Annotated in this window: 18 protein-coding genes; 10 read left to right on the top strand and 8 right to left on the bottom strand. The window is 72.4% G+C overall.

Annotated elements, in window-relative coordinates; translation table 11 throughout:
- Positions 1-150 precede the first annotated feature (150 nt).
- Positions 151-594: a cyclic nucleotide-binding domain-containing protein gene (locus MKK68_RS16000; RefSeq protein WP_147727394.1), complete on the top strand. Its 444-nt coding sequence runs from the start codon at positions 151-153 to the stop codon at positions 592-594.
- Between the two features lie 17 nt (positions 595-611).
- On the opposite strand, the gene MKK68_RS16005 is transcribed toward MKK68_RS16000, so the two are convergent.
- Positions 612-1055 (bottom strand): VOC family protein, encoded by a 444-nt coding sequence (locus MKK68_RS16005; protein ID WP_244031314.1) that lies wholly within the window; start codon positions 1053-1055, stop codon positions 612-614.
- 177 nt (positions 1056-1232) lie between these two features.
- Here MKK68_RS16005 and MKK68_RS16010 point away from each other — a divergent pair, with 177 nt between their 5' ends.
- Complete coding sequence (locus MKK68_RS16010) at positions 1233-1877, top strand: L,D-transpeptidase (RefSeq protein ID WP_244031316.1); 645 nt, start codon at positions 1233-1235, stop codon at positions 1875-1877.
- Positions 1878-1962: 85 nt separating this feature from the next.
- Positions 1963-2607: a glutathione S-transferase family protein gene (locus MKK68_RS16015; protein WP_244031338.1), complete on the top strand. Its 645-nt coding sequence runs from the start codon at positions 1963-1965 to the stop codon at positions 2605-2607.
- Positions 2608-2623: 16 nt separating this feature from the next.
- Here MKK68_RS16015 and coaBC read toward each other — a convergent pair whose 3' ends face one another.
- The gene (gene coaBC / locus MKK68_RS16020) at positions 2624-3898 is read right to left on the bottom strand and encodes a bifunctional phosphopantothenoylcysteine decarboxylase/phosphopantothenate--cysteine ligase CoaBC (protein WP_147858416.1); all 1275 of its coding nucleotides are present in this window, start codon (positions 3896-3898) and stop codon (positions 2624-2626) included.
- Positions 3895-4917, bottom strand: a complete 1023-nt coding sequence (gene senB / locus MKK68_RS16025) for a selenoneine biosynthesis selenosugar synthase SenB (RefSeq protein ID WP_147858415.1) — start codon at positions 4915-4917, stop codon at positions 3895-3897. The genes coaBC and senB overlap by 4 nt, the downstream gene beginning before the upstream one ends.
- Positions 4918-4944: 27 nt before the next feature.
- Here senB and senA point away from each other — a divergent pair, with 27 nt between their 5' ends.
- Together senA and MKK68_RS29525 are read left to right on the top strand one after the other, a co-directional pair.
- Positions 4945-6234: a selenoneine synthase SenA gene (senA, locus tag MKK68_RS16030; protein WP_244031347.1), complete on the top strand. Its 1290-nt coding sequence runs from the start codon at positions 4945-4947 to the stop codon at positions 6232-6234.
- Positions 6235-6545: 311 nt separating this feature from the next.
- Positions 6546-8939: an EAL domain-containing protein gene (locus MKK68_RS29525; protein WP_279605382.1), complete on the top strand. Its 2394-nt coding sequence runs from the start codon at positions 6546-6548 to the stop codon at positions 8937-8939.
- A gap of 37 nt (positions 8940-8976) precedes the next feature.
- Here the strand turns inward: MKK68_RS29525 and ubiB are convergent, their stop codons facing one another.
- Entirely contained in the window at positions 8977-10533 is a 1557-nt protein-coding gene (ubiB, locus tag MKK68_RS16050) for a 2-polyprenylphenol 6-hydroxylase (RefSeq protein WP_243985334.1), read from the bottom strand.
- A gap of 25 nt (positions 10534-10558) precedes the next feature.
- A complete protein-coding gene (gene ubiE / locus MKK68_RS16055) occupies positions 10559-11353 on the bottom strand; it encodes a bifunctional demethylmenaquinone methyltransferase/2-methoxy-6-polyprenyl-1,4-benzoquinol methylase UbiE (protein ID WP_147729355.1) in 795 nt (264 codons plus the stop codon).
- 206 nt (positions 11354-11559) lie between these two features.
- On the opposite strand from ubiE, the gene mutM reads away from it, so the two are divergent.
- From mutM to gmk, 5 genes are all read left to right on the top strand, one after another.
- Positions 11560-12486, top strand: coding sequence for a bifunctional DNA-formamidopyrimidine glycosylase/DNA-(apurinic or apyrimidinic site) lyase (mutM, locus tag MKK68_RS16060; protein ID WP_244031349.1), 927 nt, complete (start codon positions 11560-11562; stop codon positions 12484-12486).
- Between the two features lie 173 nt (positions 12487-12659).
- Positions 12660-14042 (top strand): endolytic transglycosylase MltG, encoded by a 1383-nt coding sequence (mltG, locus tag MKK68_RS16065; protein WP_244031351.1) that lies wholly within the window; start codon positions 12660-12662, stop codon positions 14040-14042.
- A 49-nt stretch (positions 14043-14091) separates the two neighbouring features.
- Positions 14092-14442: a VOC family protein gene (locus MKK68_RS16070; RefSeq protein WP_243932084.1), complete on the top strand. Its 351-nt coding sequence runs from the start codon at positions 14092-14094 to the stop codon at positions 14440-14442.
- A 63-nt stretch (positions 14443-14505) separates the two neighbouring features.
- Entirely contained in the window at positions 14506-15369 is an 864-nt protein-coding gene (locus tag MKK68_RS16075; protein ID WP_244031353.1) for a YicC/YloC family endoribonuclease, read from the top strand.
- A 45-nt stretch (positions 15370-15414) separates the two neighbouring features.
- Positions 15415-16086: a guanylate kinase gene (gmk, locus tag MKK68_RS16080; protein WP_244031355.1), complete on the top strand. Its 672-nt coding sequence runs from the start codon at positions 15415-15417 to the stop codon at positions 16084-16086.
- Positions 16087-16099: 13 nt separating this feature from the next.
- On the opposite strand, the gene MKK68_RS16085 is transcribed toward gmk, so the two are convergent.
- The 3 genes from MKK68_RS16085 to MKK68_RS16095 all read right to left on the bottom strand — a co-directional run bounded on the left by MKK68_RS16085 (position 16100) and on the right by MKK68_RS16095 (position 20803).
- Positions 16100-16687 carry a biliverdin-producing heme oxygenase gene (locus MKK68_RS16085; protein ID WP_244031363.1) on the bottom strand — a complete coding sequence of 196 codons (588 nt, stop codon included), beginning with the start codon at positions 16685-16687 and terminating at the stop codon, positions 16100-16102.
- A complete protein-coding gene (locus MKK68_RS16090; RefSeq protein WP_147841446.1) occupies positions 16684-19293 on the bottom strand; it encodes a histidine kinase dimerization/phosphoacceptor domain -containing protein in 2610 nt (869 codons plus the stop codon). The genes MKK68_RS16085 and MKK68_RS16090 overlap by 4 nt, the downstream gene beginning before the upstream one ends.
- A 115-nt stretch (positions 19294-19408) precedes the next feature.
- Complete coding sequence (locus MKK68_RS16095; RefSeq protein WP_244031365.1) at positions 19409-20803, bottom strand: dihydrolipoyl dehydrogenase; 1395 nt, start codon at positions 20801-20803, stop codon at positions 19409-19411.
- Positions 20804-20855 lie beyond the last annotated feature (52 nt).

Below are 20855 nucleotides of genomic sequence, written 5' to 3' on the forward strand. Positions count from 1 at the left end.
CCTGCATGCCCGATCGCGTTCGACGGGGCATCCGGGGCACGCCGTCGCAGCATGCCGCCGGGACGGGAGGGCTGGACAAGATCGCCGCAAGCCGCATGGATGAGGCGGCCGGCGCCATCACGAGATCCGGCGCGGTGCGGAGTTCCACCCATGACCCTCGATACGGAGGTTACCTCCCTTCGGCAGGTGCCGCTGTTCCGCGAGGTCGAGCCGTCGCGGCTGAAGCTGCTCGCCTTCACCAGCGAGCGGGTGCATTTCGAGGCGGGCCAGCAATTCTTCACCCGCGGCGACGTCGCGGATGCCGCCTACCTCATCCTGGAGGGCAGCGCCGCCGTGACCATCGACGGGGCCGCGGGGCCGGTGCGTCTCGCCCTGCTCGGGGCCAACGCCCTGGTCGGCGAGATGGGCATCCTGGCCGACCAGCCGCGCTCGGCCACCGTCACGGCCGAGACGGCGGCCACCGCCCTTCGCATTGACCGCGGCGTGTTCCTCGAGCTGCTGGCGCAGTTTCCCCAGATCAGCATCGCGCTGATGCGCGAGCTGGCCCTGCGCCTCGAGCAGACGAACCAGGCGCTCGCGCAGAGCCGCGCCTGAGATCGCGCGATCGGGCGTCACGGCACCGGGTAGGTGATGAACTCCATCAGCGACCCGTCCGGATCGCGGAAGTAGATGCTGGTCCCGGGCCCGGCCGCGCCGTGGCGCTCCACCGGGCCGAGCTCGACGGGGACGCCGTGGGCGGCCAGGTGCGCCATCGCCTCCTCGATCGTGCCGGACCAGCGGAAGCACAGGTCGCTGCCGCCCGGCATCACCGGCTTCTCGGCGAGCGGCTCCGGGGACAGCCCGGGGCCGTGGCAGTTCAGCTGCACCCCGCCGAGCCGGTACGCGAAGCCCGCGCCGGCCGGGACGATCTCGGCACCGACGACATCTCCGTAGAAGGCGTTCGCGCGCGTCCAGTCGCTGACGTGGATCACGCAATGGTCGAGATGGATCGCCGGGCGCAGCGGCGTCTCCGGCAATGCGCCTTGCATCTCGGGAAGGGTGAGCGTGTCGGCCATGATGCGCCTCGTCTCGGAACCGATGCGGGAGAGTTAGGGCGCAACCCACGGCCGAACGAGGCGAAATCCGGGCAATCGTGCCGGGCGCTTCATCCAACCTGAGACGCAAAAGTCACATCGTGGGGGGCGGCGAGGCGGTAGGCATGATCCGAACGCTTCTTCGCCTCGTGAGGCCCCATGCCCCTCCGCCGGATCCTCCTCGCTGCGGTCCTCATCGCGCCGCTCGCAGCCTGCAACCAGCGCGGGCCCGTGAACCTTGCCGCCAACGACGAGGAGGCGGCGTGGTATGTCGGCTCGATGCCCGACAAGCCGTTCGACGTGCCGCTGGTCGACACCAACCGCCTCGATCCGAAGTACCGCCGGCAGGTCGTGAGCTATTCCGGCCCCGAGCGGCCGGGCACCATCGTCGTCGACATCGACAAGCGCCAGCTCGCCCTCGTCCAGGCCGACGGCACGGCGATGCAGTACGGCGTCGGCGTGGGCAAGCTCGGCTTCTCGTGGAAGGGCGAGGCCCGCGTCGGCCGCAAGGGCGTCTGGCCGAACTGGAGCCCGACCACGACCATGGTCGCCCTCCATCCGGAGATCGACCGCCAGCGCAAGGGCGGCGTCGACAACCCGCTCGGCGCCCGCGCGCTCTACCTCTACCAGGGCAACCGCGACATCCTGTTCCGCATCCACGGCACCAACGAGCCCTGGAGCATCGGCGAGCAGATGTCGTCGGGCTGCGTCCGCATGCTCAACGAGGACATCGTCGACCTCTACGAGCGCGTGCCGGTGGGGACGCAGGTGCTGATCAAGCGCAACGGCAAGTACCGGGTCTGAGCCGATCCGGTCCGAACGGCCGGCTTGACCGGAGCCGGCCTCCGGCAGAGCGTGCGCCCGAAGCGTTCAGGCCCCGGAGACGACGATGCCGACCACGACCGACGGACTCGTCCTGCACCACGCCCCGAACACCCGCTCGACGGGCCTGCGGGTGCTGCTCGAGGAACTTAACGCGCCGCATGAGCTGCACGTCATCAACCTCAAGGCCGGCGAGCAGCAGGGCAGCGCGCACCTCGCCGTCAACCCGATGGGCAAGGTCCCGGCGATCCGCCACGGCGGCGCGACGGTGGCCGAGCAGGCCGCCTGCTACCTCTACCTCGCGGACCTGTTTCCCGAGGCCGGCCTCGCGCCCGGCACGACCGATCCGGCCCGCGGCGCCTACCTGCGCTGGATGGTCTTCTACGGCTCGTGCTTCGAGCCGGCCGTGATCGACCGGGCGATGGAGCGCGCGCCGCCGCCCCGGATGATGTCGGCCTACGGCGATTACGACACGGTGCTGGCCCAGTTGCTCGCGATGCTGACGCCCGGCCCCTGGATCCTCGGCGAGCGCTTCTCCGCCGCCGACGTCCTGTGGGGCTCGGCGCTCGGCTGGACCACCGCGTTCAAGCTCGTCCCCGAGGAGCCGGCGATCATGGCCTACCTCGCGCGCTTCCGGGCGCGTCCGGCCTACCAGGCGATCGCCGCCGACGACGCGCGCCTCGCGGCGGCGCAGCAGGCGGCGGCAGGGTAGGGCACCCGAACCGGCCCTAACCCCGAAGCAACTCCGAAAACCGTGCCACCAGCCGGCGCGCGACCTCGTCCTTGTCGAGCGTCGGCCAGGTCTCGACCGACCCGTCGTGCGCGATCAGGTGGACCGTGTTGGTCGCGCCGCCCATCACGCCGCCCGCAGCCGAGACGTCGTTGGCGACGATCAGGTCGCAGCCCTTTCGGGCGATCTTCGCCTGGGCGTGCGCGATCACCGTGTCGGTCTCGGCGGCGAAGCCGACGACGAGGGCGGGGCGGTTCTGCGTCCGCCCGGCGATAGTGGCGAGGATGTCGGGGTTCTCGACCAGCGTCAGTGGGGCGGGCGCCGCGCCGGCCTTCTTGATCTTGGAGCCGGTCTCGGTGGCGGGCCGCCAGTCGGCGACCGCGGCCGTGAACACCGCGATGCTGGCGGGAAGCGCCGCCTCGACCGCCGCCAGCATCTCGCGCGCGGTCTCGACCCGCACCACGGCGACGCCCTCGGGATCGGGGATCGCCACCGGCCCGGAGACCAGCGTGACCGTCGCGCCGGCGGCGGCGGCGGCGGCGGCGATGGCGTGGCCCTGGCGCCCCGACGAGCGGTTGGCGATGAACCGCACCGGGTCGATCGGCTCATGGGTCGGCCCGGAGGTGACGAGCACGCGGCGGCCGACGAGCGGCCCGGCGGCCTTGGCGCGACCCGCGAGGAAGCCGAACCCGGCGGTCTTCGCCTCGGCCTCCCCGAGCATCGCGGCCGCGGCGTCGGCGATCTCGGCCGGCTCGGCCATGCGGCCGGGCCCTGTCTCGGGCTCGGCCATCGGGCCGGCATTGGGGCCGACGACCCGGACGCCGTCGGCGAGCAGCGTCGCGAGGTTGCGCCGCGTTGCGGGATGCGCCCACATCGCCACGTTCATCGCCGGCGCGATCAGGATCGGCAGGGTGGTGGCGAGCAGCACCGTGGAGGCGAGGTCGGGGGCGTGGCCGGTGGCCATCCGCGCCATCAGGTTGGCGGTGGCCGGCGCCACCACCACCGCGTCGGCGTCCCGGGCCAGCTTGATATGGCCGATCTCCGCCTCGTCGGCCCGGTCGAACAGGTCGGTATGGGCGGGCTGGCCGGCGAGCGCCGCGGCCGCGAGCGGGGTGACGAATTCCTGCGCGCCCTTGGTCAGCAGCGGTCGGACGGAGGCGCCGCGCTCGCGCAGGCGGCGGATCAGGTCGAGCGCCTTGTAGGCCGCGATGCCCCCGCCGATGACGAGGAGGATGCGCCGGTTCGCGAGCGGCAACGTGGGGGCTGCGGTCATGGCAGAAGGAGTGCCGGTGCGGGGCGGGCCGCGTCAATCCCGGCCGCGGCCCGCGCTCTCGCCGCGCCGGCCGCGCGCGCGACGAGGACGGCCCAGGCCTCCCGCTCGTGCGCCGGGTCGAACGCCGCCGCACGCGCCGCACCGTGCGCGCGCAGGCGCTCGAGGAAGGCCGGGTCCTGTTCCGCGCGCAGCATCAGGCGCGCGAGCGCAGCCTGGTCTCCGGCCGGGAAGTAGCCCGGGTGGTCGGCGCCGAGCAGGCCGACATTGCCCGGGATCTCGGAAGCGAGGATCGGCAGCCCGGCCGCGATCGCCTCGGAGATCACGTTGGCGCCGCCCTCGTTCAGCGAGCTCAGCACCATCAGCCGCCCGCGCCGCAGGAACCGCCGCACCCGTGCGCCGGAGACCTCGCCGCGCCAATCGTAGCGCGGGTTGGCCTGCATCTCGGCCCGCGCGCGATCCGCCCACGCCGGGTCGGGCGCGCCGCCGAGATGGACGACGCGGATGCGGGAGGCGGGCGGCAGGGCGCGGGCGGCGAGCGCGGCGCGCAACGGGTCCTTCTCGGCGCGCAGGTGGCCGACGACGAGGATCTCGAAGGTGCGCGTCGTGGGCGGCAGGCGCTCCTCGCTCGCCGGCACCGACTGCACGATCACCGCGAGCTTGTCGCGGTAGGATTCCGGGATCGCGTCGGCGACGAGGTCGTGCAGGCCAACGAGCGCGTCGGCGAGATCGAGCGAGCGCAGGGTGGTGCCGGGATCGGCGGCGAGATCGTGATTGATGTCGGTCCCGGTCAGCGCGACGACGAGGGGGCGCTCCGGGTATAAGCGCCGGTATCGCGCGATCGCCGGGGCGCTCTTCCAGGCGTGCAGCGCGATCATCAGGTCGCAGGGCGCGTCGGCGTAGGCGGTCGCCACGACGACGCGGTGGCCGAGCCGGCGCAGGATGCCGGCCCAGCGCAGGGCCGTCGTGCGGTTGCCGGCCCGCGAACGTTTCGGCGCCGGCGTGATCAGGATGATGTCCATGGGTCGATCGCTTATCGGATGGGTGCCATGACCGACGCCACACAACTCATCGCGATGCTGGAGGACAGCCGCGCCCGGACCCTCGAGCTGGTGGCCGGGCTCGATGCCGAGCGGCTGATCGGGCCGCGGCTCGACATCGTCAACCCGCTGCTGTGGGAGATCGGGCACCTCGCCTGGTTCCACGAGCACTTCATCCTGCGCGCCCTCGACGGGGCGGAACCCGCGATCGCGGATGCCGACGCGGTCTACAATTCCGCGGTGCTCGCCCACGACGATCGCTGGGTGCGCGCGCTGCCGCCGCTCGACGTCACGCTCGGCTACATGGGCCGCGTCCACGACGCGCTGGTCCGGCGCCTCGACGGCTCGCCGACCGCCGAGGAAGCCTACCGCTACCGGCTGACCACCTACCACGAGGACATGCACGGCGAGGCCTTCACCTATTCGCGCCAGACGCTCGGATACCCGGCGCCGTCCTTCGCCGCCTCGGCCGGTCTCGCCCCGGTCGCGGAGGGGCCGTGGCCGGGCGACGCGGCGATCCCCGGCGGCACCTTCCGGCTTGGCGCCGAGCCGGGCGAGGCGTTCGTGTTCGACAACGAGAAGTGGGCGCACCCGGTCGAGGTCGCGCCGTTCCGCATCGCGCGGGCGCCGGTGACCAACGCGGAGTTCGCCGCCTTCGTCGCCGCCGGCGGCTATCGCGAGCCGTCGTTCTGGGACGTGGAGGGATGGCGCTGGCGCTGCCGGAGCGGTGCGGAGCACCCCGCGCATTGGCAGCCGGACGGGGCGGGCTGGCGGGTCCGCCGCTTCGACGGCGTCTCCGACCTCGCCCCGCACCAGCCGGTGGTCCATGTCAGCTGGTACGAGGCCGCCGCCTACTGCGCCTTCGCCGGCCGCCGCCTGCCGACCGAGGCCGAATGGGAGGTCGCGGCCTCCACCGCCCCGACCTTGGGCGGGGCGATGGGGCAGGTGAAACGCCGCTATCCCTGGGGCGAGGCGGCACCGGATGCGACCCGCGCCAACCTCGACGGCGGCCGCCTCGGCTGCGTCGACGTGGCCGCCCACGAAGCGGGCGACAGCGCCTGGGGCTGCCGCCAGATGATCGGCAACGTCTGGGAATGGACCGCGAGCGACTTCCTGCCCTATCCGGGTTTCTCGCCCGATGCCTACCGCGAGTATTCCGAGCCCGCCTTCGGCACGCGGAAGGTGCTGCGCGGCGGTGCCTGGATCACCCGCGGGCGGATGGTCGACAACGCCTACCGCAACTTCTTCGGGCCGGATCGCCGCGACATCTTCGCGGGCTTTCGCACGGCGGCCGTGTAGGATCGTACTTCTCAGAAGTTGAATTACAACTTCTGACCTCACCCGATGAGGTACTCGTTCCTTAAACTGTAGATGACAGGAAGTGGAACGCCGCACGAGGAAACCGCGGGCAACGTCCTCGACTTGCGCCTCACGCACGAAATCTGAGCGGCAAGACATATTTAAGAAAATTATCGCACCCTGCTACTCGAACCGCCCCAAGGTCGCACCACGCAGCGTCGTCGTCTCGCAGGCTCGATCCGTTCGGGAGAGGCCGGAGGATCGGACCGCGCCGCCTGGGGCTCGGCCGAGGCGATTTCGGACCTGCGCGCATGTTGACCGTCCTCGGTTGCTTCACGGCCCGGCACGACCTCCGCCTCGTCGTCCTGGCGGGCGTGATCTGCGCGATCGCGGCGCTGACCGCGATCCGGCTTCTCCGCCACGCCGGCACCGCCAGCGGCCGCGCGCGATCGACCTGGCTCGTGGTCGCGGCGATCTCCAGCGGGTCGGGCATCTTCGCGACCCACTTCATCGCGATGCTGGCGTTCGAGCCGAGCATCCCGAGCGCCTACGATTCCGGGTTGACCGTCCTCTCGCTGGTCTTCGCGATCGGCCTCACCGGCCTGGGCCTGCGGATCGCCCTGTCCGAGACGCCGCGGGCGTCCTGGCTCGGGGGGGGCGTAGTCGGCTTCGGCATCGCCGCGATGCACTACACGGGCATGGCGGCCTTCGAGGTCACGGGACGTCTGCGCTGGGATCCGGCCTTCGTGTTCGCGTCGATCCTGATCGGTGAGTTCCTTTCCGCCGTCGCCGTCTCCATCGCCGTGCATGCCCGTTCGCTCACCTCCCTGTTCGGCAGCGCAGGCCTGCTCGCGCTGGCGATCGGCGCGCATCACGGGGTGGGCATGGCCGGGGTGACGATCACCGAGAACCCGCTGGCGACCCTGTCGCCCCAGGCGATGCCGCCGGGCTGGCTCGCCGGCGCCGTCGCGGTGGCCAGCCTCATCGTGTTCGTCCTCACGGCGACGGCCTACGCGCTCAGCCTTCGCGAGCAGCGTCGCGCGCGCGCGGAGATGGTGCGCATGCGCGGCCTCGCCAACGCGGCGGTCGAGGGTCTGATCGTCCTGGACCGGTGCCGGATCGTCACGGCCAACATCAGCTTCAGCCGGCTCGTCGGCCTCTCGCACGAAGCGATGACGGGCCTGTCGGTCACCGCCTTCCTCGACGAGCCCCGGACCTGGGATCGGCTCGCCTACGTCATCGGGCAGCCGGTCGAGCTGAGCCTGCGCGACGGCGCCGGCGCGGTCATCGAGGCGGAGGTGATCCTTCGGCGGATCGATTTCGCGGGCAAGCCGCATCATGCCCTGGCGGTCCGCGACATCCGGCAGCGCAAGCACGCCGAGCGGCACATCCGGTACCTCGCCCACCACGATGCCCTGACGGGCCTGCTCAACCGCTCCGCCTTCAACGCGCGCCTCGATCGCGCCGTGGGCGCGGCGGTCGAGACCGGCGTTCCGATCGCGGTGCTCTGCCTCGACCTCGACCGGTTCAAGGCGGTCAACGACCTGTTCGGCCATGCGGCCGGCGACGCGATGCTGAATAGGGTCGCCCGCCGCGTCACCGGGCTGCTCGGCCCCGACCAGATCCTGGCACGCCTCGGCGGCGACGAGTTCGCCATCCTCATGGCCGGACGGACCGGGCCGGACGCTGCCGAGCGCCTGGCGAAGTCCATTCTCGCGTCCCTCGCGGCGCAGGCCTCGGGCGGGCCCGCCGACGCGATCGTCGGGGTCAGCATCGGCATCGCCCTGTGCCCGCAGGACGCCGTGGAGCGCCAGGGCCTGATGGGACATGCCGATACGGCGCTCTACCGCGCCAAGGCCGAGGGCCGGGGGACCTACCGCTTCTTCGAGCCGCAGATGGGCATCGCCGTGCGCGAGCGTCACGCCTTGGAACGCGACCTCGAACAGGCCCTGGCGCGCGGCGAGTTCCACCTCGTCTACCAGAAGCAGGTCGCGGCCGCGGGCGGCGCCCTGCTCGGCTTCGAGGCCCTGCTGCGCTGGACCCATCCGACACGAGGGCTCGTCCCGCCCGACGTCTTCATCCCGGTGGCCGAGGAGCGCGGAACGATCTCGGCGATCGGGATGTGGGTGCTTCGCACCGCCTGTCGCGAGGCCGCGGCCTGGGCGTCGCCCCTGCGGGTGGCGGTGAACGTCTCGGCGGTCCAGGTCCACGATCCGACCTTCGCCGCGCAGGTGCACGCGGTTCTGGTCGAGACCGGGCTGCCGGCCGCGCGGCTGGAGCTGGAGATCACCGAGACCGCGCTGATCCGCAACTTCGACCGTGCGGTGGCGACGCTGCGCCAGCTGCGGACGCTCGGCGTCGGCATCGCCATGGACGATTTCGGGACGGGCTACTCGTCGCTGGCCAACCTCCGGGCGTTCCCCTTCGACCGGATCAAGATCGACCGGTCCTTCGTGCGCAACGTCGACACCAACGCCCAGACGGCGGCGATCGTGCGCGCCGTCCTCGGGCTCGGCTGCGGGCTCGGCCTGCCGGTGGTCGCCGAGGGCGTCGAGACCGTCGCGGAACTCGCGTTCCTGAGAGCGGCCGGGTGCGCCGAGGTGCAGGGCTACCTGTTCGGCCGCCCGGGCCCCGTCGACACGCTCGGGATCGACCCCTGCGCAGCCGCCGTCGCGGATGCGCAGCGACAGGGTCGCGCCGCCTGACGGAACGCTTTGGGGCGGGCGGCTTCGCCGTCCCGGCCTATCGCAAGGCCGCCACCAGCACGCCCGCCGCGATCGCCCACAGGGCCAGCGTCTGCCACAGCGCGTCGCGGCGCTCGTTGCGGGCGATGCGCTCCAGGCGGCGTGCGTCGCCCGTGCCCGCCTCGTCGGCATGGACGATCAGGCGCCGGAGCCGCAGGGCGAGGTCCGGCACGTCGGCGACGATGTCGGTGAGGGTGCGCGCGGCGTGGGCCGCCCCTTCCAGGCGCCCGGCCGGGCCGAGGTTGCGGGTGATCCAGCTGCGGACCACCGGCTCGGCCGAGGTCCACATGTCGAGCTTGGGATCGAGGCTGCGGGCGACGCCTTCCACCACCACCATGGTCTTCTGCAGCATCACCAGCTCGGTGCGCGTGCTCATGTCGAACAGGGCGGTGATGTCGAACAGCAGCGTCAGCACCTTCGCCATCGAGATCTCGTCGGCGCGGCGCTGGTGGATCGGCTCGCCGATGGCGCGGATCGCCTGGGCGAAGTCGTCGACCGAGTGGTGCGCCGGCACGTAGCCCGCCTCGAAGTGGACCTGCGCCACGCGGCGGTAGTCGCGCATGATGAAGCCGAGCAGGATCTCGGCGAGGAACCGCCGTTCCTTGCGCCCGAGCCGGCCCATGATGCCGAAATCCACCGCGACGAGCTTGCCGGCGGCGTCCACGAACAGGTTCCCCTGGTGCATGTCGGCGTGGAAGAACCCGTCGCGGATCGCCTGGCGCAGGAAGCTCTGGATCACCGTGCGCCCGATCGCGTGCGGGTCGTGGCCGGCTTCCCGAAGCGCGGCGGCGCTGTGGAGGCGGGTGCCGTCGATCCATTCGCAGGTGAGCACGTCGCGGGCGATCAGCTCCCATTCGGGCCGCGGCACGCGAAAATCGTCGTCCTCCGCGGTGTTCTGCGCGAGCTCCGAGGCGGCGGCGGCCTCGAGCCGGAAGTCCATCTCCATGGTCACGGAGCGGGCCAGGATCTCGACCACGTCGCGCGGGCGCAGGCGCTCGGCTTGCGGAGACAGCACGTGGACGATGCGCGCGAGGAGGCGCATCACCTCCACGTCGCGCTGGAAGCGCTCGCGCACGCCCGGCCGCATGATCTTCACGGCGAGCGTGCGCTGGGTGCCGTCGGCATCGTGGACCACCGCCTTGTGGACCTGCGCGATCGAGGCCGCGGCCACCGGCTCGCCGAAGGCGACGAACAGGGCGGAGATCGGCTTGCCGAAGGCGGCCTCGACCACCTTCACGGCCACCGCCTGCGGGAAGGGCGGCACCCGGTCCTGCAGCATCTCGAGGTCGCGGGCCGCGCTCATCCCGACGATGTCGGGGCGGGTGGCGAGGAACTGCCCGAACTTGACGTAGGACGGGCCGAGCCGGGTCAGGCCGGCCGAGAGCCGGGCCGCGCCGGTGCCGAGGCCCGGCCGCTCCAGCAACCGGACGATCCGCAGCCCGAGCCGCAGGTGCGGCGGCAGCTCGGAGGCGTCGACGAGCGCCAGCGCGCCCTCGCGCGCCAGCACGAAGCCGACATGGGCCCCGCGGAAGAGGTTGACCGCGGCGGCGATCATCGCGCCGCCCGGCGGCTCGGGTCGGTCACGAGACCTTCCAGCCGGAATGGATCGCGACGATGCCGCCCGAGAGCGGCCGGTGCGTGACGTGGCGGAAGCCGGCCTGCTCGATCATCCCGGCGAACAGCCCGGGGGAGGGGAACTTCCGGATCGATTCCACGAGGTAGCGGTAGGATTCCGCGTCGCCCGCGACCCGCGCGCCGAGCCGCGGGATCACGTGGAAGGAGTAGGCGTCGTATATCTTGTCGAGCACCGGCAGGTCGACCTTGGAGAATTCCAGGCACAGGAAGCGGCCGCCGGGCTTCAGCACGCGGCGGGCCTCCTGCAGGGCCAGCTCGATCCGCGGCACGTTCCGGATGCCGAAGGCGATGGTGTAGGCGTCGAAGGTCGCGTCCGGCAGGGGCAAGGTCTCGGCGTTGCCGGTGACGAAGTCGATGCGCCCGTCGAAGCGCGCCCCGGCGCGCTCGGCGCCGACCCGCAGCATCGCCTCGTTGATGTCGAGCACGGTGACCGAGGCCTGCGGGCCGCCGGCCTCGAGGACGCGGAAGGCGACGTCGCCGGTGCCGCCGGCCACGTCGAGATGGCGGAACGGCCGCGTGCGCGACGGGCGCAGCATCGCGATGAGCTGCGCCTTCCAGGCCCGGTGCAGGCCGCCGGACATCAGGTCGTTCATCAGGTCGTAGCGCTTGGCGACCGAGCGGAACACGTCGTCGACGCGCGCCTGCTTCTCGGCCAGGGCCACACGCTCGAAGCCGAAATCGGTCTCCTGCGCCCCCGTCGTGCCGTCCCGCGCGCCCGTCGTCTCGTCCGCCACCGTCATGAAGTCCTGCCCGTCTGCGCCCTCGCGCCTCATAGCGAAGCCGGACGCGATCCGCCATGCGTCGTAAGACGCGGTGGGGACGGCCGGCCGTGGGCGGCGAAGCCTCGCCCGTCGGCTGGGATTGCGGCGGCGGCGGCACGTGCCGATATCCGGCCTCCACGATCCGCCTTCCACCATCCGATTTGCCGAGGGACGGCCACAGGACGATGCCCGAGCTTCCAGAGGTCGAGACGGTGCGGCGCGGCCTCGCGCCGGCGATGGTCGGGGCCACCTTCAGCCGCGTCACCCTGCGCCGCCCGAACCTGCGCTTCCCGTTCCCCGAGCGCTTCTGCGCGCGCCTGGAGGGCCGCCGGGTCACCGGCCTCGCGCGGCGGGCGAAGTACCTCACGGCCGGCCTCGATTCGGGCGAGACGCTGATCATGCATCTCGGCATGAGCGGCCGCTTCGACGTGGCGATGCCCGACGGCAGCAACACGTCGCCCGGCGACTTCTACCTCGACGGGGCGCTCGGCACGCCCAAGCACGACCACGTGGTGATGGCGATGGGGAACGGCGCCACCGTCACCTACAACGACGCCCGCCGCTTCGGCTTCATGGACCTCGTGCCCACCGACACGCTCGCCGCGTGCCGGCACTTCGCCGGCATGGGCATCGAGCCCCTGAGCGCGGATCTGACGGCCGAGACCATCGCGCGGCTCTTTCGCCACAAGATCACGCCGCTGAAGGCCGCGCTCCTCGACCAGCGCCTGATCGCGGGCCTGGGCAACATCTACGTCTGCGAGGCTCTGCACCGGGCCGGCCTCCACCCCGAGGCGGCCGCGGGCACGCTGGCCAAGGCCGACGGCGCGCCGACGCCGAAGGCCCGGCTGCTGGCCAGGGTGATCGGCGAGGTGCTCACCGAGGCGGTCGCCGCCGGCGGCTCGACGCTGCGCGACTACGCCCACACCGACGGCACGTCGGGCGCCTTCCAGCAGGCGTTCCGCGTCTACGACCGGGTCGGCGAGGCCTGCCGCACCAAGGGCTGCGGCGGGACCGTCGGCCGGATCGTGCAATCCGGCCGCTCGACCTTCTTCTGCGCGACCTGCCAGCCTTCTGGGACGCGGATCGCGCCGAAGCCCCCGATACCGCGCTGACCGGATCGGCCTGTCTGTCGACCAGCCGGGGCGCGTGCAGCGCGCAACGGCAATTTCGCCACAAACCGGCGTAGTTTCCGGTACCCTGCGGCGATCCTTCGTGATCGCCGCCCCGTCGCGCATGCGCGCCCGGCACCGCCCTCGTCGCCGGCGCGAGCCCGAGCAGGATCCCGATGTTCTTCCGTCGACGCCAGACGCACGTGCCGCCGCAGCCGCTCACCTTCGACGAGCCGGCCCAGCCGCAGCGCCTCTCCCCCCGCTCGCCGAACGAGGCGATCAAGCCGACCGCGGCCCCGCCGCCGCCCGAGCGGCCCGAGCGCCGCCGCGGCGGGCTCCTCGCCACCATCAGCGGGCTGCTCACCTTCGCGGTGGTGATCGCCATCGCCGTGATGCTCGGGCTGACGCTGTTCCAGCGGCAGGTGCAGGAGCCCGGCCCGCTCGCCGCCGACAAGGTGGTCGTGATCCCGTCCCGCAGCGGCACCGGCGAGATCGCCGAGATCCTGAAGCGCGAGGGCGTGATCGACCATATCGGGCTGTTCGAGTTCGCCGCCCGCTTCGGCGGGCGCCCGCCGCTGAAGGCCGGCGAGTACACCTTCAAGGCCCATGCCAGCATCAGCGATGCGATCGACACCGTGACCACGGGTCGGCAGGTCCAGCACGCGATCACCTTCCCCGAGGGGCTCACCTCCGAGCAGATCGTGATGCGCCTCAACGAGAACGACGTGCTCACCGGCGAGGTCGGCGAGATCCCGCCCGAGGGCTCGCTGCTGCCCGACACCTACAAGTTCGAGCGCGGCGCGAGCCGCCAGCAGATCGTCAACCTGATGCGCGAGAAGCAGCGCAAGGTCCTCAACGACATCTGGCTGCGCCGCAGCGCCGACGTGCCGGTGCGGACGCCGGCCGAGATGGTCACGCTGGCCTCGATCGTCGAGAAGGAGACCGGGCGCGCCGACGAGCGGCCGCGGGTGGCCGGCGTGTTCGTCAACCGCCTGAACAAGCGGATGAAGCTGCAATCGGACCCGACCATCGTCTACGGGCTGGTCGGCGGGCGCGGCACCCTCGGGCGCGGCATCCAGCGGTCCGAGATCGACCGGGCGACGCCCTACAACACCTACGTGATCGAGGGCCTGCCGCCCGGCCCGATCGCCAATCCCGGCCGCGCCGCCCTGGAGGCGGTCGCCAATCCGTCGCGGACCAAGGACCTGTTCTTCGTCGCCGACGGCACCGGCGGGCACGCCTTCGCCGAGAGCCTCGACGGCCACCAGAAGAACGTCGCGCGCTGGCGCCAGGTCGAGAAGGCCCGCCTGGCCACGACGCCGGATGCCGCCGGCGTCGACAAGGCCGAGCCGGCCGCCGATCCCGCCGCGGTGCCGAACCGGGCCTCGGCCTTCGCCCCGCCGACGAACGCCTACGCGCTGGACGGGGCGACCGTCGGGGCGGGCGGGCCGCGGCCGAAGGCCTTCGACGCCTCGGAGGGCACGAAGCTCGATCCGCTGAAGAACAGGACCTACGACCTCGGCTCGCCCAAGACCGTGCCGGTGCTGAAGCAACCGTGATCGTCCCCGGCGCTGCGGCGCCGCTCGCACGCGCCATCAGGACGAGCCGATGCACCTGAACCACGTCAACCTCGGCGTCACCGAGGTCCCGGCCACGGTCGCGATGTTCGAGACCTATTTCGGGCTGCGCCGCACCGCGATGCCGGTGAACGACAAGATGGCCTTCCTCGCCGACGACGGCGGCGGCATCCTCAGCCTGTTCCGCGTGAAGGATGCGACCTACCCCAAGATCTTCCACATCGGCTTCATCCAGGAGCGGGTGGAGCAGGTCCACGCGATCCACGCACGGCTGACCGAAGGCGGCTTCGCCCCGGAGACCCCGCGCGAGGAGCACGGGCGGGTGACGTTCTATTTCCAGGCGCCGGGCGGGTTCACGGTGGAGGTGAACGCCTTCGTTTAGGCGTCCCGCACGACGAAACCTCGGCGCCGCAACGCAGGGCATCGCAAGACCATGATCGCGAGCATGACCGGGTTCGCCCGGGCCGCCGGCACCACCGGGCCGGTGCAGTGGGCCTGGGAGGTCCGCAGCGTCAACGGCCGCGGGCTCGACGTGCGGCTCCGGGTGCCGAACGGATACGATTCCGTCGGCGAGGTCGCGCGCACCGCCCTGCAGAAGACGCTCGCCCGCGGCCAGTGCCAGCTCTCGCTCAACCTGACGAAGCCGGAGAGCAAGGCGCGGGTGCGGATCGACGAGGCGCTGCTGGCGCGGCTCGCCGAGGCCGTCGCCCGCGTGCCGGTTCCGGAGGGGATCGCGCCCGCGACGATGGACGGGCTGCTGTCGATCCGCGGCGTCGTCGAGGCCGAGGACGAGGCCGCCACCGAGCCGGACGCGCTGGCGCGCGACCTCGCGGAGGGCGTCGTGCGGCTGGTGGCCGACCTCGTCGAGGCGCGCCGCGCCGAGGGCCGGGCGCTCGCGGAGATCGTCGCGGCGCAGGTCGCGCGGATGGGCGTGCTGACGCAGGCCGCGGAGGATTGCCCGGCGCGCAAGCCCGAGGCGATCCGCGCCCGTCTCGCGGCCTCCGTCGCGGGCCTGCTGGACGCCGGCGGCCTCGATCCCGAGCGCCTGCATCAGGAGGCGGTGATGATGGCGGCCAAGGCCGACGTCCGCGAGGAGCTCGACCGCCTGCGCGCCCACCTCGAAGCGGTGTCCGAGCTCCTGGCGGCGGGCGGCGCGATCGGGCGGCGCCTCGATTTCCTGGCCCAGGAGCTCGGGCGCGAGGCCAACACCCTGTGCGCCAAGGCCAACGACGTGGCGCTGTCGCGAATCGGACTCGACTTGAAGGCCGTGGTGGAGCAATTCCGCGAGCAGGTTCAGAACGTCGAGTAGCGGGACTGAGGCGATGGGCGCGCGAGACACGGCCGGGGCACGCGGATGACGGACACCCCCTCCCCATCGGTCTCGGACTCGATCGCCCGCCGCGGGCTGATCCTGATCCTGTCCTCGCCGTCGGGCGCCGGCAAGACCACCCTGACGCGCGCCATCGCCGATGACGGCGGCTGGGGTCTCGACCTGTCGATCTCAGTGACGACCCGCGCCCGGCGCCCGTCCGAGATCGCCGGGCGCCACTACCATTTCATCGCGCGCGAGGCCTTCGACGACCTGCGCAGCCGCGACGACCTGCTCGAATGGGCCGAGGTCCACGGAAACTTCTACGGCACGCCGCGCCGCCCGGTGGAGAAGGTGCTCAGCGCCGGCCGGGACATGATCTTCGACATCGACTACCAGGGCACCCGCCAGGTCCGCTCCAAGCTCGCCGACGACGTGGTGACGGTGTTCATCCTGCCGCCGAGCCTGGAGGAGCTGCGCCACCGCCTGGAGCGCCGGGCCGAGGACAGCCCGGAGACCATCGAGAAGCGCCTCGCCAACGCCCGCGTCGAGATCCAGCGCTGGAGCGAGTACGACTACGTCATCGTCAACGACGACCTGCAGAACGCCTTCGACGCCCTGCGCGGCATCCTGGCCGCCGAGCGCCTCAAGCGCACGCGGCGGATCGGCCTCGAAGCCTTCGTCGACGGGCTGCTCGGGCGGGATCGCGAGGGCTGAGGCGGCCTGCGCCTCAGCCGGCCCCGCACGCGGCGGACGAATCCGGCGCGCACAGCCAGATCCGAAGCGCGTCGAACGTCGCAGTGCCGGTCGCCAGGGCGGCCGCCTCCGCCTCCGGATCGCCCGACAGGCAATCGAGCCGGGCGCGGAAGGCGTTCCACATCACGCCGGTCTGCCGGCCATGGGCGCGGTAATAGGCGAGGCCCGCCTGCGTCAGCCCGTGCACCGCGCCGATGTGCCGGCCGATGACCTGGCCGCCGAGCGTGGAGCCTTCGAGCACGTAGAGCGCCCCCATCGCCGCGGCTTCGTCCGCGAACGTCACGGCCGAGGGCCGGGGCAGGGTGGCGATCTCGGCGTCCGGCATCCCGAGATGGGCGAGGTCCGCCGCCAGCGCGGCGAAGCGACGGCGCGGGCCCCAGAACGCCTCGTCGGCGAGCGCAAGCCCGATCGCCGGCTCGTAGGCCGCATGGAATCCATGGAAGCGGGCGAGCAGGTCGCGATATCCGGGCAGCGTCGCGACGCGCGCCCGCCAGTCGAGCGCGTCCTCGAGACCCTGATGCGACGAGGCGGTGGCGGCGCGCAGCCGCTGGTGCAGGCTCACGCCGTGATCGTGAAGCAGGCGCCGGGCGCGTTGTCGACGTCGAGGCGGGCGTTGATCTGGTCGAGCATCGCCCGGATCAGCTTCATCCCGAGCCCGACGCCGGTGCCGTTGGCGCGGGGCTTGGTCTCCGACCAGCCCTCGGGCAGGCCCTCGCCGTCGTCGCAGACGCGCAGCCGCACGCTGCCGGGGCCGTGGCCCGAAACGGTGACCGCCACGCGGCCGACGCCCTCGGGCTTGGCGGCGTACTTGAAGGCGTTGGTGACGAGCTCGGTGGCGATCAGCGAGAGCGCCACCGCCTTGCGGTAGGGCACCATCAGGCCGGGCTCGGCGGTGAGGTCGACGGCATGGCCGCCGCCCGCCATGCCGGCGAGGTCGGTGCAAAGCGCCTCGATGGTCTGGCCGAGGTCGACCTCCTCGACGTTCTCCGCCTGATAAAGGCTGTCGTGGACGCGGGCGACGCTCATCACCCGGGCGGAGGTGTCGGCGAAGGCCTGCCGGGCGGCCGGATCGGAGACCTGACGCCGCTGCATCTGCAGGAAGGCCGAGACGATCTGCAACGAGTTCTTCACCCGGTGGTCGATCTCGCGGGTCAGGAGATCCTTCTGGGCGAGCAGGCGCTCCTTCTCGGCGAGGAGGCCGGTGAGCTCGTCGATCTTGCGGCGCTGGCGCAGGACGACGCCCTCCACCGCGTGGGCGAGGGAGCCGGCCAGCGACACCTGCCAGTCGGCCCAGGGGCTGGCGAAGCCCGTGCGCTCCTCGACCCAGCGCTCGAACGAGCGCCGCGGCAGCACCGCGACGGGCCCGTTGCCGGCGAGCACCGGTTTCCGCGGATCGCCGCTCCACGTCACCGTGCTCGACACCTCCGGGCGGAACCAGAGCAGCAGGTTCTCGCGGGATTCGTCGACGAACGCGGCGAGCACGCCGCTCGCGATCTCGCGGTGCGGGGCGGCGGCGGGACACTGTGCGGAGAAGTTGGCGCTGGCATAGGTGGTCTCGCCCGGCGCAAGGATCTCCTTCAGCCAGTCGCCGATCGCGCGGACGGCCTCGTCCGGGGGCGTCGTGCCGATCAGGGTCGCGCGCGCGCCGGAGACGATCGCCGCGCCGGTCGACCCGAACAGGTCGAGGAGGGTGGTCGAGCCGCCGGTCAGCGCCGCGACGAAGTCGTCCGACCGGGTCAGGCCGCGGACCAGGCGTCCTTCGGTGTCGAGATGGGCCTTGCGCTCGGTCCAGAGCCGGCGCGCCTCGATCTCCTGCACGCGCATGGCGAAGGCGTCGGTGAGCACGGTCGCGGCGGCGCGGGTCTCGGGCGCGACGTAGTGCGGGTGGCGGTGATGGCCGATCATCAGGCCCCACAGCCGCCCCTCGACCATGATCGAGATCGACATCGAGCCGTTCACGCCGAGGTTGCGCTGGTACTCCAGGTGGATCGGCGAGAGCGTGCGGTGCTGCGCGAAGGTGAGGTCGATCGGGCCGTTGCCGGCCGCCGGCGCCGCGACCAGGGGCACGGGCACCGAATCGCGATCGATCACGAAGCGGCTCTTGGCCTTGGTGTAGAGCGCGCGCGCCTGGGCCGGGATGTCGGAGGCCGGGAACCGCAGCCCGAGCAGGGCGCGCGACCAATCCGGCACCTTGTCCTCGGCGATCGCCTCGCCGTTCCAGTCCGCGTCGAAACGGTAGACCAGCACGCACTCGAAGCCGGTGAGCGCCCGGACCTCGAGCGCGGCGATGCGGGCGGCCCCGCTCAGCGTCTCGGCGGCCCGGAGGCGGGTGACGGCGAGTTCCGAATCGGTCTGGGTCGCGACCCGGAAATCCTCGGGATGCTCGGGCTCGAGCTCCAGCTCGACGATGACCCGGCCGGAATGGGCGTGGACGATGGCGTAGTAGCTGGCATGGTCGTCGCCCGCGAGCTTGAGCGTGCGGCGGATCGAGCGCCCGTCGTCGAGGGTGGCGCTGGCGAGGCGCTGGCGGATCGTCTCGACGAAGGCGGTCGGCAGGACCTCGGCCAGGGGCAGGCCGGCGATCCGCTCCGGCGCGCGGCTAAGCACGTCGCGGACGTTGGTGCTGTGGGCCAGGATCTCGAGCGTGCCGGCATCGGCCGCCAGCATCACCGCGTTCGGCTGGATCGAGCCCGGGATGTGGATCGGCTCGCGCTCGCAGAGCTGGGGATCGACCGGCTCGGCCCGGACGCGGCGGCCGATGGCGGCCATCACCGCCTCGCGCGACTGGCCCGCGCCGAGGGTCTCCACCGGGGTGATCGTGAGCCAGGTGACACCTTTGCCGCTCCGCATCCGCACGCGGGCGCGCAGGGGCTGCGGCATGCGCCCGAACACGAAGTCGAAGCTCTCGTCGAGGTGCCCGCGGCGGGTGCCCGCGAGGAAGCGGCCGAAGAACCCGGGGACGTTGGTGCTCGGCACCACCTCGCGGAAGTAGTTGCGGCCGATCACGGCGGCGCTGGCGAGGCCCGAGAGCGCGCTCGCCCCCTCGCTGAACGACACGATCGTCCCGGCGGCGTCGAGCCCGATCACCCCGATATCGAGGCCATCGCGCTCTTCCGCCGTCAGGGCGTCGAGGTCGATCGCATTGCCCGCGGCAACGATCGTGGACATCAGGAATGGGACCGCGTCATCTGCGGCCCGGTATGACCCGTGGGACGGGCGGGCGCAATGGTATCCGCGATGCGGCAAGATGAAGGATCGGTCACGACCGTCCGGCGTCCGGCGATCATCCCTTCAGCGGTTGTATAAGATCGGACAATGCGCTCGCAAGTCCCTCTTCGACGGTGGGATGGTAGATCGGCCGCGCCAGAAGGTCGTCGACGGTCCGTCCGTCGCCGATCGCGTGCGCCACGAGATGGGCGAGGTGCTCGCAGGACGGCCCGAGCATCTCGCCGCCGAGCAGGCGCCCGTCCCGGTCCGCCCAGAGCCGGATGCCGCCCCGGTTGACGCCCTCGACCCGCGCCCGGCCCTGGTCGTCGAACGACATCCCGCCGACCACGCGCCCGTCGCCCGCCTCGGGATCGAACGGCGCACCGATGCTCGCCGCCTGCGGGTGGGTGAACACCATGGCGAGCGCCGGCCAGGGCTCCGGCGCCGCGAGGGCTCGGCCCGCGACGAGGGCCGCCGCGTTCCGCCCCGCGATCCCGCCCTGGCGGCTCGCCTCGTGCAGGACCGGTCGCACCGCGTTGGCGTCGCCCGCGATCAACACGGGCGCTCCCGCACAGAGCAGGGTCCGGGCGTCGAAGGCCGGCATGCCATTCTCGTCGAGACGAAGCCCGGCCTGCGCGAGGTCGAGGCCCCGGACGTTGGGCGGGCGGCCGGCGGCTGCGAGCACCCGGGCGAAGGTGCCGGTGCGACGGGCGCCGTCGGCCTCCGCCCAGGTCAGCTGCGCCCCGCCGTCGACGGGCTCGGCCGAGACGAGTTCGGACCCGAGATGCAAGGCCATCTCGTCGGAGAAGATCGCGGCCGCGTCCTTCCGAAGGCCGGGCTCGCTCAGGCCGGCCAGGCCCGACCCGGTGTCGAAGAGGTCGACGCGCACGCCGAGGCGCGCCATCGCCTGGGCGATCTCGATGCCGACGGGCCCTCCGCCGATCACCGCCAGCGACGCCGGAAGGTCGGGAAGCTCGAACACGGTGTCGGTGGTCAGGACGGCGTCGCCCAGCTGCGCGAGCGGCTTCGGGATGCTCGGGCTCGATCCCGTAGCGATCACCGCCGCCCGAAACGCGACGCGGCGGTCGTCGCCGAGCGCGAGCGTCCGGGCGTCGAGGAACCGCGCCTCGCCGGCGAGCCGCTTGGCCGACGGGATCGCGTCGAGCCCGTCGCGCACCCCGGCGACGAAGCGGTCGCGCTCGGCCCGCACACGCGCCATCACCGCGGGGCCGTCGATCGATACGCCCGACACCGCGACGCCGAACAGGCTGGCGCGGCGCGCGTCGTGGGCCGCCGCCGCGGCCGCGACGAGCAGCTTCGAAGGCATGCAGCCGACGCGTGCGCAGGTGGTGCCGCCGGGGCCGCGCTCGATCAGCACGGCGTCGGCGCCCGCCGCCTCGGCGGCACGGAACGCGGCGATCCCCGCCGTGCCGGCCCCGATGACGGCGACGTCACAGGTCTGATGCGTCATGGTTTTGAAAAGACCGGGATTGCGGAATTGAGCGACACCGCGACATCCCCTC

Source organism: Methylobacterium sp. E-016, from assembly GCF_022829745.1.
GTDB lineage: Bacteria > Pseudomonadota > Alphaproteobacteria > Rhizobiales > Beijerinckiaceae > Methylobacterium.